Genomic DNA, 13,185 nt, shown 5'->3' on the forward strand with positions numbered 1-13,185 from the left:
CCAGCGCGGAGGTGGCACGCTCGGAGGTGCCACGGGGGGCAAGGACGTGTACCTGATGCAGCTGCCGTTCAATGAGGAGGCCCCGGGCGCGGCCGGCGCGGTCCCGATGCGCAACCTGATCGAGACCTCTGCGATCGCACGCTAGATCACGGACGAGATGTCGCCGTCGATATGGCTCGTGTGCGTAGACGTCGCCTTCTCGGATCTGGCGCCGCCGGTCTGGCGCCGCCGGAGCTCGACCCGGGCGCGGCTGCAGGGGCCTCCACGTATTTCGGCGTGCGGATTTGCAGCGCGCCCTAGCTAACGCGCGCCGACGAGCACGCTGGCCGACGCCGGCGGGCCGTCAGAGGCAATCGACGAGGCCGTCGTAAATCGACCTGTCCGTCCCGGGGAGCGCGGCGTCGATCGCCCGAGCTCCCGGCGCCGAGAGCGCCGTCAGGAGGTCGACCACGGCGGTCTCCGGGGCGACGGGCACCTCGCAGAGGAAGATCCTGGCGTCCACCTCCACATCGCCCGTGGAAGCCAGGACCTCCTCGTTGCTCGCCGCGAGGACCCACACGCAGCGGCCTATCGTCCCGGCGTGCTCCTCGACGGAGCAGCGGAATCGAAGCGGCTTGTAATTGCTGTACTCGCCTTCGCAGAAGGTGTCGCCGCACACGGCGTCGAAATCGTCGTCCAGATCGCGGCGCAGCGCGTACCATGCGTCGATCTCAGCCGAGCTCGCGAAGTACGACTCCGCGTCGATGAAGCTCTGCGCGCCGGTCGAGCCGGCCGGAGCCCCGGTGCCGCCTGGCTGCGGCGCGGTGTCCTCCGGTTGCTGCGGGACGGCGCCGTGCGCGGCAGAACAGGCGAGCGCGAGAACCGGGAGAAGCGTGGTCAGGGAGTGACGAACCAACATGCGTGCCTCCATCGAGCGCGACGCGCGGCGCCGGCTCGAGCTATCGCCGCTTCCGGGCCCTCCGCGCTGCCCCGCGACGGCGAGGCCAGCGCGAGGTCGGACCTCGCGGCGTTTCGGGAGGCGCTCTTTGCGAACGGCGTGCCTAGGCTTTTTGCCGCATTTCGAAGCCTACCCCGCTCTCCGGGGCCTGGCGGCCGCCAGGCGTACCGCCAGGTCCGCCACCTCGGAGCGATGCTACCCGCGCGTCGCGAGCCCCCGCCGCCCCCATTCCCGGTACGTCTCCACCCACCCCAAGAGCTCCTCGCGCGACGCGCCGTGCTGCGCGGCGACCGGCTCCGCCTCGCTGCCGCCCAGGTAAGCGAGCACCGCAGCCTCCATCTCCCGCGGATCCCGCGCCGCCGCGCCTCCGGCGGCCGCGCTCCCCTCCGGCGCGGCCCCGCGGACGGCGACGGCGACCCCCGGCGGGACGCGCGCGACGGGCAGCCGCGCCGCCGGATCGCCGAGCAGCACGTACGCCGACAGATCCTGCCGCTGCATCCACAGATCCGCCCGCCTGGCCCTCCGCGCGCCGTCGTCGGCGCCGCCGGGCGAGGCCGCGTCCTTCTCGTACATCGCCGTGAGGTTCCGGTCGATCTCGCCGAAGAAGCTCGCGATCTCGTGGTGCACCACCCCGAAGCGGTGGCCGTTCACCGCCGACCGCAGCGCCTCCTGGAAGCGCTCGTGCCGGGGTCGCGGGGCCCCGCCGCCGGCCGTCGCGATGCCGTCCTGGAAGCTCCACGTCCAGCTCAGGTCGACGTGGCCGATCACCCCGAGCGGCCCGTCGGGGTTGGCGAGCGCCTGCTGGGGCAGCGCCGCCACGAACGGCCGTTCCCCCTCCCGGGGCAGCGCCGAGAGCACGGTCCGCGCGTGGCCGTCGTGGAGCCCCAGGGCCGCGAGCTGCTCCAGCCACGGCAGGTAGGCGCTCCGCGCGGGCGCGCCTCCGCCGAAGCACGCGAAGAACAGCCACAGGCCGCCGGGCAGGAACTTCCGGCCCCGGAGATCCTTCGCCGCGATCCGATCGTTGCTCCGGCTGATCTTCATCGCCCCCTGCAGCCGGCGCTGCTCTTCGGGCGAGGCCCAGCGCCCGCTCGCGGGCAGGCCCAGGCCGTGGCTCATCGAGAACAGCAGCCCGGCCTCGGCGCGCTCGGCCCGCGCCAGCAGGTCGTGCGCGTGATCCAGGAGATCGTCGTCCGAGAAGCGGCCCTCGCCGCCGCCGATCTCGACGAGGTCCGCCGCGGGGAACCTGCCCTTCCTCCGGAGCGCCTCGGCGGCCGAGCGGAGCGGCTTCATCAGGTGCTCGTGCCCCTCGGCGATCGCGCCCGTGCCGTCCCGCGCCGTGTAGAGGATGGCGGGCGCGCCCCGGGCGAGCTCCTCCTCGCCCTGCCGCTCCCAGCGGAGCAGCTTGGCCACGTACGCCTCGTAGGCCTGCTCGTCGACATCGCCCTGCTCGTCGGTGAACGCGAGCCGGCCGACGAACGCCTCACCTCCGAGCATCTGCTGGAGCTCCCACGAGACCAGGTCGGGGCCGCCAAGGATCAGGAGATAGCGGGGCAGGTCGGCGAGCTGGCGGCCGACCTCATCCCGGTAATCCTGGCCGATCCAGCGGTTCGCCGCCTCGGCATCCATGCCGGGTTCGACCTCGTAGATCTTAACCTGGGCATGTTGATCCTCGCGCCGCTTGTCCAGGAGCGGGGCGATTCGGTCGACGAGACGCCTGCCGGCGTCGCCGCGGGGGACGACCAGGCCCCAGCGCTGGGCGGGCAGCGCGTCGGGCAGGCCGCTGCGCTCGGCCAGGTGGGTGGGCCTGCGCGACCGCGCCGCCGGCCTCGGCGGCGCGTCGACGGCGTCCTGCGGGAGACCGCCGGAGAGCACAGGCGCCTGGGTGTCGGCGTGGGCGAGGAAGAGGTGGAGGGGCATGGGGTCAGGGGCGCGGGGCGGCGGACGCTCCGGGGGGGCGGCCGTGGGATCGCTCGCAGGCCTCGTGCTGCGCGCGGGCCTCGGCCTCGCTCTCTCCGGCGTAGAGCGCGCGCATCTCGGGCGGCAAGCACGAAGGGGTCGCCTCCTGGAGCCGCCGCCGCACGCCGCGGAGGGTAACGGGCCAGAGGCGCGCGCTGCCGTCCTCGGAGACCGTGACCACGCGCTCGCCGTCCTGGCTGAACCTCGCGCCGCGGAGCGGGGCCGCGTGCCCTCGGAGCTCGAGGACCTCGCCCGGGCGCTCGAGCTCCCAGACCAGCGCCCGCGCGTCGCTCGAGGCGGTGACGAGGCGCCCGCCATCCGGGCTAAACGCCGCGGAGGTGACCACGCCCGTGTGCCGCTTCAGCTCGAGGATCTCGCCCGCGCCGTCGAGCGTCCAGACCCTCACCGTCGGCTCGGACGCCACGGTGACGACGCGCTTCCCATCCGGGCTGAACGCCGCTTCGTAGACCGGGGCGGTGTGCCCCCTGAGCTCGCGGGGCCTCGCCGGGTCGTCGAGCTCCCAGACCCGCGCCGTGCGATCCTCGGACGTGGTGACGAGGCGCTTGCCATCCGGGCTGAACGCCGCGGAGGTGACCGTGCCCGCGTGCCCCTTGAGCTCGCGCGACCGGCCCGAGCCGTCGAGCTCCCAGACCCGCGCGGTCCCGTCGCGCGACGTGGTGACGAGGCGCTTGCCGTCGGGGCTGAACGCCGCGGAGTAGATGCTGCCCGTGAGCCCCTCGAGGTCGAAGAATTTCCCCGAGCCGTCGAGCTCCCAGACCCGCGCGATCATCCCCGTGGGGTGGGGGTCGGTGACGAGGCGCCTGCCATCCGGGCTGAACGCCGCGACATGCGCGGGCCCCGCGAGCTGCAGCGCCGCGCCCGCGCCATCGAGCTCAAGCACGTGGACCGCGTCCAGCCCGACCAACACCGCGACGCGCCGGCGATCCGGGCTGAACGTCGCGAGGCGAGCCATCACGGGGAACGCCTTGGTCGCGAGGATCTTGCCCGCGCCGCCGAGCTCCCGGACCTGCACCTCGTTGTCGTGCCGGCCCGTGACGACCAGGCACGCGCCGTCCGCGCGGAACGCCGCGGCGTGGATCACGAGCCCCGGCGGCGTCCTCCAGGGCGCCGTGGCCGAGAGCGCGTCGAGCGCGAGCTGGGCGAAGCCGCGCGCCCGCTCCGGCGCCGCGACCTCGAGCAGCAGCTCGCTCACCCGCGCCAGCTGATCGCGCGAGGCGAGCTCCCGCACCCCGGCCATCAGCGCCGCGTCCCGCGCCTCGATCGTCCTTTGCCTGGCCTCCTCCGCGGCGCGCTCGGCCGCCATCGCGGCCTCGGTCGCCGCCGTGCTCTTCGACCACGCCACGAACGCCAGCACGCCCATCACCACCGCGAGGACGCCGGCCGCGACCCCCGCCGCCCGCGCCCGCCACCGCCGCCGCGCCTCGGCCTCCTTGCTCCGCGCGATGAGCGACAGCGCGCCGGGCTCGATCTCGTGCTCGTGGCGGCTCAGGAGCTCCTGCGCGGCGGCGAGCCGCTTGCCCTCGAGCAGGTGATCGTACGCGCTCGCCTCCGCCGTCCACGCCGCGAGCAGCTCGAGGTCCGCGGTCATCTTCCGGTCCTCGCTCACCCAGCCGCGCAGCCGGCCCCAGCTCCGGATGAGCTGCTCGTGGGCGATCTCGGCGCTCCGCTCCTCGTCGCCGCCGACGACCACGAGCCGCTCGGCCGCGAGCAGGGCGAGCACCTCGTCGAACACCGCAGCCTCGGCGTCGGGCCCGCGGCGCAGCTCCTCCAGCCGGCGCCGCCGCCGGGTGTTCAGGGCGGCGTCGTCGCGCGCGTCGACCAGCTGGACCAGGAGGCGGCGCGCGGCGCGCCGGCGGACCTCGTCGAGCCCGTCGAGGATCGCGTCGGCCCTCCGGGCGAGCGCGCCCGTGACGCCGCCGAGCCGCTCGTACTCCTCGCGGGCGAGCCGCCGGCCCCTCCTGCGCTTCCACAGCTCGTCGAGCGTGTACTCGAGCAGCGGCATCGCGCCCGGCTCGTCCCCGGCGTCATCGACGAGCTGCGCCGCGAGCCCCTCGTCGAGGGCGAGGCCCACCTGCGCCGCGGGCCGCTCGACGATCGCCGCGAGGTCGTCGCGACGCATCCGCCGCACGAAGATCCGGTGCGCCTCATCGTAGGCCACCTGCTCCAGGTCGGGCTCGCCGTCGCCGAGCCGGAGCTCGCCGCACCGGCCGAGGAAGTCGACGCGCAGCGTGGCGATCACGCTGACGCCGGAGGCGGCGTCCCCCGCGAGCCGCCAGAGCTCGCGGAGGAAACCCTCGCGCGTGGCCTTGTCCGGCAAGATGGTAAAAATCTCCTCGAACTGATCGACGACGAGCAGGAGCGGCGCCGCCGGATCCTGTCGCGCGGCGAGGGTTTGCGCGAGGCGCTCGCGGAAGTCGGGGGTCGGCCGCAGGGCTGGCGGCGCGACCCACCGCGGGTCGCGCGCCCTGAGCGCCGGGACGACGCCGGCCAGCACCAGCGAGGATTTGCCGGTGCCCGAGGCGCCGGTGACGATCAGGAAGCGCCGCGCCCCGCGGTCCGTCGCCTCGACGAGCCGCATCAGGTCCGAGACCGCCTCCTCGATCTCCGCCTGCCGGCCGTGGAAGTAGCGCGCGTGCTCGCGCTGGAAGGCGAGCAGGCCCCGGTAGGGGCGGAGCACCACCGGCCGGTGGTCCGGCCCGTCGGCGGCGCGGGCGTAGAGCTGCAGGGAGGCCCAGTCGACGCCGCCCGCGTCGGCCGCCAGCGCGGCGAGGCGCTCGCGCGCCGCGACGAACGCGCCCTCGAGCGAGCCGTGCGCGACGAGGAGCTCCCGGTAGAGCGCCTCCGTGAGCGCGCCGGCGCCGTCCCACGACAGCGGGTAGCGCGACGCGACCACCGCGGGGATGCCGGCGCGGTGGAGCGCGAGGGCGACGCTGCCGAGGCGGCTGTCGATCTCGCCGGCGTCGCCGCCGTGGCAGGCGCAGAGCACGACGAGCCGCAGCACGCCCGCGTGCGGCCGGAGCTTGTCGGCGAGCCGCTCGGCCTCGACCACCTCGTAGCCGGCGCCGTCGGTGGTGCGGAGGCGCAGCCCGTAGGCGGCGCGCTCCGACGCCAACGACGCGCCGTGGCATACGAGGTGCAGTATGTGCACCGGGGCGTGCGCCGCGAGCGCCTCGCCGAGCGCCCGCAGCGACGCGTCGCCGAGCTCGATCACGCTGCCGCCTGCGTCTGGGTGGCCGCCGTCCCGGTAGGCGCCGCGGATGGAGGCGAGCTGCTCCTCGTGGGGGACGCCCATCCCGCCCGCGGACCAGGCGACGAGGATGCGCCCGTGTTCGGGCGGCGGATCCGGCGCCCGCGGCGCTGTTGCGCTGCCCGGCCACGCGTACCGGATCAGGCAATGCGGCAGCTTGCCGAGGCGCGCGCCGGACGGGAGCTCCACGGCCTCCCACGGCAGGGCGAACAGCTCCGCCGCGCCGAGCTCGAGGGTCACCTGCACCGGATGGCGCGGGTCCTCGAGCAGCCGCTCGTCGGCGTCCCACCCGAGGCGCCCCAGGAAGCGGCGGAGGCGAGCTCCCAGGTTAGGAAGACGCCCCGGGTCCGGCGTCGGGCTGCGGAGGTCGAGGAGGTCGGCGAAGACCCCCTCGTCCCACGCGAGATGCGCGTCCGCCGAGGTGCCGTCGGCGCGGGTGCGGAGGTACCCGACGGTGCCGTGGCGGCCGGGGCCGTAAGGGAACGAGAAGGGATCGCCCGCGTCCTCGGTGCGCGCGAGGTGGACCTCGATCTCGAGCGGTTCGCGCAAGGGATCCCCGGCGGCGCTCGCGGCGCGCGCGTCGCCCGCGCTTCCGGCGCGCTCCCCGCCGGCGCTCACGGCGCGAGCCTCCGGAACCGCTCGAGCAGCGCCGGGAACGAGGGGCACCGCACCGCGCCGTGCACGTACGCGAGCAGCGCCTCGCGCGCCTCCACCAGCCGCTCGAGCGCGCCCACCACCTCGACCTCGTCCGCGAGCACCGCCTCCGCGAGCGAGCGCCGCGCGTCGAGCACGTCGAGGATCGCGCGCCGGCTCGTCGCGACGCGCACCGCCGCCGCCTCCTCGTCCGCGCCCGCCGCGCGCACCTGCGGCGCGCCGCCGTCCGCCTCGACCACGAAGCGCTCGCCGTCGACGCGGATCGCCACCGCTCGGCCGGCGAGCCGCGCGCTCACCCGGGCGTGGGCCTCCGGCAGCTCGGCGGCGAGCGCCGCGAACGACTCGGCGAGCAGGCGCGCCACCGGGCCCCGATCATCCGTCGCGGAGGAACTCGAAGACACCTGGGCCCTCCATGGCCACCTCCACCCCGCGGACGCGCCCGGAGAGCGCCGCCAGCCCGCTCACCTCGTTGAGCACCGTCACCGCCTCAAGCTCGCGCTCGCTCGGCATCACAACCTGGGCTACGGCTTCGGGCGCGAAGCGCAGGCGGAGCTCGTCACCGTCGCCGCGCGCGACGACCTCCATCCGGCGCGGCACGTCGCTTGCTGCGCCGGAGGCGAGCAGCGCCATCACCCGCGGCACCCGGAGCGGCCGCCCCACGTCGAAGCAGCCGTCGTACGCGACGCGGATCTCCTCGTCCCGGAAGACCCGCAGCGGCTCGCTCCCCCGCCACAGGAACAGGCCCTGGTAGCGCGCCGCCGACCGGCCGCGGTCGGTCATCCGCACGTGCACGACGCTCCACGCGTTCGCGGGATCCCAGGGCAGCGCCGAGCCCCACTCCCACGAGAAATCGTCGCCCCAGAGGAAGTGGCCCCAGTTGTGATCGTGGTACGCGGGCGCGGCCTCCACGCGGCGGGTCACGCCGCCGGCCGTGATGGTGCCGCGCGCGACCAGGCGCGGCACGAACAGCCACGAGAGGCTCCGCTCGGGGGAGAGCGGCTGGTTCGCCGAGAGCGCCGGGGTGGTGGTCGGCACGAGCTCGAGCTCGGCGGCGAGGGGGCGGTCGCGGAGGGCGATCGAGAGCAGGTAGCGTCCCCGATCGAACCGCAGCCAGCTCTCCCCGAAGCGCGCGTCGACGCGGCCCGGGACCACCTCGACCTCGCCGTCCGCGAAGCGATCGACGCCGCCGTCCCACGCGTCCGTGCGCGCCAGGGCGATGAGGCGCGCGACCTCGGCGCGCCGCGGGTCCGGCGCCCAGCGATCGTCGACCAGGTTGAAGTTGACGAGCAGGTGGGCGCCCTCGGTGTGGACGAGGAAGTGCTGCCACTCCTTGTGGTCCGCCCGCCCCCGGAGCCGCGCGGGCGAGCGTCGGAAGTAGTCGGTGGCGGCGAGCGTCGCCGAGACGCGCGGCACCGGGGAGGGGAAGGGGAGCGCGGCGGTCACCGGAGCAGGCTCCGGAGCCCGCGAGCGGCCGCCGCGGGATGGGGGGCACCGCGGTCCTCCCGCCGCGCCTCTTCCCGGCGCGCCTGCTCCTGGCGCGCCTGCCGCAGCGGATCGAGCTCCGCGAGGAGCGTGCGCCGCACCGAGATCGCGCCGAGCAGCAGGTAGATCAGCGCGTCGCTGCGGGCGTCAGTCGCCGCGCCGCCCGGGGCCGCCGCCGCGCCCGTCGGCGGCGGCTCCACCGACCCCGGCTCCACCGACCCAGGTTGCGTCGCCGGCGGTGTCGCCGGCGCCCCCAACCCAGGTTGCTTCGCTGGCGCCCCCAACCCCGCCAGCGCCCCCAGCGCTCCCAACCCAGGTTGCGTCGCCGGCGCCCCCAACCCCGGCGGCGTCCCCAACCCAGGGTGCGTCGCCGGCGCCCCCAACCCAGGTTGCGCCCCCAACCCAGGTTGCATCGCCGGCGCCAACCCAGGTTGCATCGCCGGCGCCAACCCAGGTTGCATCGCCGGCGCCCCCAACCCCGCCGGCGCCCCCAACCCCGGCGCCCCCAACCCCGCCGGCGCCCCCAACCCAGGTTGCGCCCCCAACCCAGGTTGCGTCGCCGGCGCCCCCAACCCAGGTTGCGCCCCCAACCCAGGTTGCGTCGCCGGCGCCCCCAACCCAGGTTGTGTCGCCGCCGACGACGCCGCCGGCGCCCCCGGCGCGCCGAGCAACCGGTCGAGCCGGCGCGCGAAGGAGACCAGCCCGAGGAGCAGGTGGAGCGGCACGTTGCCCTCCGCGGACGCGTCCCGGACGCTATCGAGCAGCGCCAAGCGGATCTCCTTTCGCCGCATCGTAGAGCCCACGGAGCGCGGCCTCGAGGTCTGGCGACCGCGCCGCCCGCAGCAGCGCCTCGAGGTACGCCGACGGGAGGATCGCGTCCGGATCGTCCTCGAGCATGTTCATCCCGACCGCGTCCCAGACCTGCCGGCCCCGGCGGACCAGGTCCGACCCGGCGAGCGCCGCGGCCCACTCCGCCCCCTCGGGCGTCGTCGCGAACCGCCGCCCCTCCGCGATCAGCGCCGCGAACGCGGCCTGCGCGGCGACCGGGTGCTTCAGCACGAGCAGCTGCGCCCGGCGCAGGATCGCGGGGATCGCCCCCGCGCCGGCCCCCGCGCCGGCCCCCGCCCCGTCGCCCCCCTCGGCCGGCCGGGCGGCGGGCGCGAGCAGGCGCTCGAAGAGCAGGTCCTGAAGGCGCCTCGACTCCTCGTAGATCATCGCCTGCAGCCGGATCAGATCGAAGAGGGCGGGCCGCTCGCGGTCTTCGCCGTCCTCGGCGGCCGGCGCGGGGTACAGCGCGGGGAGCATCCGGAGCAGGTCGATCATCGTTCGTTCACCTCACGCGCTCGAGCACGTACTGGATCAGGCTCTCGAGCAGATCGCGGTGGACCCCGGGCAGGAGCCACGCCGCGCAGCCGTCGAAGGCGCGCTGGGCCTCGCCCGCCCAGGCGCTCGCCACGGCCCGGGCGTGGTCGATGCTGCCGGTCCGCTCGATCAGCGCCCGCAAGAAGCGCACCTCGTCCGGCGTCTTGACGCGGGCCCCCGCTTCGGCCGCCGACCCGTGCCGGGGCAGCGCCAGGATCCGGATCGCCTCGGCGCGATCCTCGGCCGCCGCGTGGCGCAGCGCGTGCAGCAGGATCAGCGTTCGCTTCCCTTCCCAGAGGTCGCCGCCGATCTCCTTGCCGTACTCGCCCACGTCGCCGGCGAGGTTCAGGATGTCGTCCTGGATCTGGAACGCCACGCCGAGCCGCCGCGCGAAGCTCGAGAGCGCCTCGATCCGGCCTGGATCGAGCCGCGCCGCGATCGCCCCGATCGCGACCGGGGTGATGAAGCTGTACCAGCACGTCTTCTGCTCGACCATGGTGACGTAGTCCTCGTCGGCCAGGTCCCACGCCGCCCGCCGGACCCAGTCGAGCTCCAGGGCCTGCCCCTCCACGGACTCGCGCGTCATCCGCGCCACGGCCTGCAGGATGCGCAGCGCTGGGCCGAGGCCGAGCGTCTCGATGTTGTCGAGGAGCGGCTGGAGCGAGAGCGCGAGCATGGCGTCGCCCACGTTCACCGCGACCGGCACGCCGTACGCGCGGTGCAGCGTCGGCCCGCCGCGGCGCAGGAGCGACTCGTCCTCGATGTCGTCGTGGATGAGGAAGGCGTTGTGGTAGAGCTCGAGCACCGCCGCCGAGCGCAGCACCGCCTCGAGCTTCCCGCCTAGGGCGCGGCAGGCCGCGATGCACAGCGCCGGGCGGAGGCCCTTGGCCTCCCGCAGCGGGTAGTCGAGCATGAGATCGTAGAGCGCCGCCCCGCGGCGCGGATCGGCGGGGATGATCCTGCGGATCTCGGCCGTCACGAGCTCGCGGCATTCGTCGAGGTAAAGGTGCAGCTCCGCCGGCGTCATCGCGTCCCGGGCTCGGCGCCGCCGTCGCCCGCGCAACGCCGCCGGATCCGTCCATTCTGGATGGCGTCGAGCACGGGCGTCAACGCGCCTGCGCTCCCCGCCGTCGGCCGACGCGCGCCGGCGCGCGCGGGCGCTGCGGCGCCTCGTCCCCGTCCCCCGGGATCCCCGCTGGGCCGACGCTCGAGGGGAGCCGTCCGGCCCCAGGACCCTGCGGCTGCGATCGGCTGCCGGCTGTAATCATCGGGCATCACTGTAACCAAACTATCTCCGCAGCAACATTACCATCATGCGGTCGAGCGGAGGGACCCAGGAAACCCCAGCAAAATAATGTGAAGGCTCGTCCGCCGTGGCGGCATCCAGTCCGGTGAGCTGCCCGAAATCGGGCGGAGGGCTGTCGCTCGTGTGCTCTCTGGGCCGACGCGCGTCTCCCTGGCTGCTTGCCGACGGCGCTTCTTTCCCTCGAGCCAGCGACCGACCATCTCCTCCTGACGAGGGCCTGCATATGCACATGAAGTTTGGCTTGAGGAAACCTGGACATCACGGCGTTGCCCCAGCATCGCTCATCGCCGGGACCACGCTGGCCGCGGCCGCTCGCCTTACAGCGATGCTCCGGGCGAAGCGCGGGCCCGCGCCGCGGAAGAGGGCTGGGTGGTGTGCGGTTGACTGACTAGCTCCGCGTCGTTCTGGAGGCGGGGGCCTCGACGAGCCGCCCGGCCCGAGGGGCGCGTGTTCGTCGCGCGGCGCGGGGGCGACGACAAACTCGCCAGAGCCCTCGCTCTCCGGCAGCGCCGGAGAGTGAGGGCTCTAGGTCTCACACATCGGCCCTCCCCGCGACACGCGACGAACACGCGCCCCTCGGTCTACCCTCCTCCAGAACCAGAGAGAGCTCGAGGCGCCGCTCGACGAAGCGCACAGCGGCCTCGAGGCGCGAGCTCACGCGCGGGACTCCGCTGCCGCGCGCGCACAGCGGCGCTCGGTGAATCGCCGGTGGTGTTCTGAAGAGAAGTTCGCCTCCGGAGTTGAACGATCCTCACGAGTCCGGGAACAGAGCTCCGAAATCGAACGGCGCCCTTCAATCCACATGGCGACGCCCGGCGCGAGCCGCGGACGAGCGCCGGTGATCCGGGGACGCCCGCACACGACCAGGAGCCGATCATGAAATCCATCGACCATCACTTCACTTCTCCGACAACGCAGGGCGCCGGCGCGGCAACGAGGTGTTTGCGAGGGGTGTTCTCGATGATCCTCGCCTCGTCGCTGCTCGGCACCTCGGCCCTGCTCGCGGGCTGCTCCGACGCTGGCGGGACCCCGGCGAGCACGGACGTCGCGAGCGGCACGGGCGGCGGTGGCGGCGATGACGCCGGCGTCGGCGGCGGCAGACCGCCGGTCGAGTGCGCCGGTGACTCCACGATCGAGGCCAACACCGATCCGGACGATCCGGTCCAGCGAGCCATGGACCGCCTGGTGCGCGACGACAAGTTCCCCGCCGTGCTCGTCGCCGTCCGCGATCTCGACGAGAAGACCCGTCACTACACGGCCGGCGTCGGCGACCTGGAGACGCAGGCGAAGGTGCCTGTCGACGGGCAGGTGCGCATCGGGAGCAACACCAAGCCCTTCACCGCCGTGGTCGTCCTGCAGCTCGTCGGCGAGGGCAAGGTCGACCTCGACGCGCCGATCGAGACGTACCTGCCGGACCTGATCCGCGGCGAGGGCATCGACGGCCGCGAGATCACGGTGCGGCAGCTGCTGCGGCACGAGAGCGGGCTGCCCGATTTCGTCGGGCTGCTCCTGGGTGACGACCTCTTCAAGGCCATTCGCACCTACGTCCAGCCCCGCGCGCTGCTCGACCTGGCGCTGACGCAGCCCGGGAAGGCTCCCGGCGCCGAATGGGCGTACAGCAACACCAACTACATCATCGCTGGCCTGCTCGTCGAGAAGGTCACCGGCCGCCCTCTGGCCGAGGAGGTCACGCGCCGGATCATCGATCGCATCGGGCTGCGCGACACCTACGTCCCCGAGGTCGGCGAGCAGGGCATTCGGAGGTGCCATCCCAGGGGCTATCACGCGAACCTCGGCGAGCCGCTGCGCGACGTCACCGAGCTGGACCCGTCCATCGCCGGGGCCTCCGGAAACATGATCTCCACCCCGAGCGACATGAACCGTTTCTTCACCGCCCTGCTCGGCGGCGAGCTCCTCGAGCCGGCGGAGCTCGAGGAGATGCGCGCCACCGTCGACGCATCCAGCCAGTGGCCCGGCTACCGATACGGGCTCGGCCTGAGCAGCCTCCCGCTGCGCTGCGGCGGCGTCGTCTGGGGCCATGGCGGCGACATCTTCGGCTACGAGACCAGCGGCGGCGTGGCCGAGGACGGCCGCGCCGTCACCGTCGCCGTCACGGCGCTGCCCTCCGCCGTGCCCGGCGTGCAAACCCGCGAGCAGGCTTATGCCGTCTACGAGAACGTCCTCGCCCTCACGGACACCGCCCTGTGCGATTGAGCCTCG

The 13,185-nt window shown here is 74.4% G+C and carries 9 protein-coding genes; 1 reads left to right on the plus strand and 8 read right to left on the minus strand.

Annotated elements, in window-relative coordinates:
- Positions 1-343: 343 nt before the first annotated feature.
- The 8 genes from WMF33_RS01555 to WMF33_RS01590 all read right to left on the minus strand — a co-directional run bounded on the left by WMF33_RS01555 (position 344) and on the right by WMF33_RS01590 (position 10,686).
- The gene (locus WMF33_RS01555; RefSeq protein WP_437335479.1) at positions 344-898 is read right to left on the minus strand and encodes a hypothetical protein; all 555 of its coding nucleotides are present in this window, start codon (positions 896-898) and stop codon (positions 344-346) included.
- Between the two features lie 234 nt (positions 899-1,132).
- On the minus strand, positions 1,133-2,854 hold the full coding sequence (locus WMF33_RS01560) for a hypothetical protein (protein WP_437335480.1): 1,722 nt from the start codon (positions 2,852-2,854) through the stop codon (positions 1,133-1,135).
- A gap of 4 nt (positions 2,855-2,858) precedes the next feature.
- Positions 2,859-6,779, minus strand: coding sequence for an nSTAND1 domain-containing NTPase (locus WMF33_RS01565; protein WP_437335481.1), 3,921 nt, complete (start codon positions 6,777-6,779; stop codon positions 2,859-2,861).
- A complete protein-coding gene (locus WMF33_RS01570) occupies positions 6,776-7,177 on the minus strand; it encodes an SCP-2 sterol transfer family protein (RefSeq protein ID WP_437335482.1) in 402 nt (133 codons plus the stop codon). Before WMF33_RS01570 ends, WMF33_RS01565 begins: the two co-directional genes overlap by 4 nt.
- A gap of 10 nt (positions 7,178-7,187) precedes the next feature.
- The gene (locus tag WMF33_RS01575) at positions 7,188-8,258 is read right to left on the minus strand and encodes a hypothetical protein (protein WP_437335483.1); all 1,071 of its coding nucleotides are present in this window, start codon (positions 8,256-8,258) and stop codon (positions 7,188-7,190) included.
- Positions 8,255-8,512, minus strand: coding sequence for a hypothetical protein (locus WMF33_RS01580; protein ID WP_437335484.1), 258 nt, complete (start codon positions 8,510-8,512; stop codon positions 8,255-8,257). The genes WMF33_RS01575 and WMF33_RS01580 overlap by 4 nt, the downstream gene beginning before the upstream one ends.
- Before the next feature lie 538 nt (positions 8,513-9,050).
- Positions 9,051-9,620, minus strand: coding sequence for a hypothetical protein (locus WMF33_RS01585; protein WP_437335485.1), 570 nt, complete (start codon positions 9,618-9,620; stop codon positions 9,051-9,053).
- A 7-nt stretch (positions 9,621-9,627) separates the two neighbouring features.
- The gene (locus WMF33_RS01590) at positions 9,628-10,686 is read right to left on the minus strand and encodes a polyprenyl synthetase family protein (protein WP_437335486.1); all 1,059 of its coding nucleotides are present in this window, start codon (positions 10,684-10,686) and stop codon (positions 9,628-9,630) included.
- 1,155 nt (positions 10,687-11,841) lie between these two features.
- Here WMF33_RS01590 and WMF33_RS01595 point away from each other — a divergent pair.
- Positions 11,842-13,179, plus strand: coding sequence for a serine hydrolase domain-containing protein (locus WMF33_RS01595; RefSeq protein ID WP_437335487.1), 1,338 nt, complete (start codon positions 11,842-11,844; stop codon positions 13,177-13,179).
- The last annotated feature ends 6 nt before the right edge of the window (positions 13,180-13,185 follow it).

Source organism: Sorangium sp. So ce394 (genome assembly GCF_051474665.1).
Taxonomy (GTDB): domain Bacteria; phylum Myxococcota_A; class Polyangia; order Polyangiales; family Polyangiaceae; genus Sorangium; species Sorangium cellulosum_D.

Excerpts from the sequence above, each read along its gene's own strand:
- WMF33_RS01555 (WP_437335479.1), bottom strand. The coding sequence starts at position 898 with ATGTTGGTTCGTCACTCCCTGACCACGCTTCTCCCGGTTCTCGCGCTC.
- WMF33_RS01590 (WP_437335486.1), bottom strand. The coding sequence starts at position 10,686 with ATGACGCCGGCGGAGCTGCACCTTTACCTCGACGAATGCCGCGAGCTC.
- WMF33_RS01595 (WP_437335487.1), top strand. The coding sequence starts at position 11,842 with ATGAAATCCATCGACCATCACTTCACTTCTCCGACAACGCAGGGCGCC.
- WMF33_RS01585 (WP_437335485.1), bottom strand. The coding sequence starts at position 9,620 with ATGATCGACCTGCTCCGGATGCTCCCCGCGCTGTACCCCGCGCCGGCC.
- WMF33_RS01560 (WP_437335480.1), bottom strand. The coding sequence starts at position 2,854 with ATGCCCCTCCACCTCTTCCTCGCCCACGCCGACACCCAGGCGCCTGTG.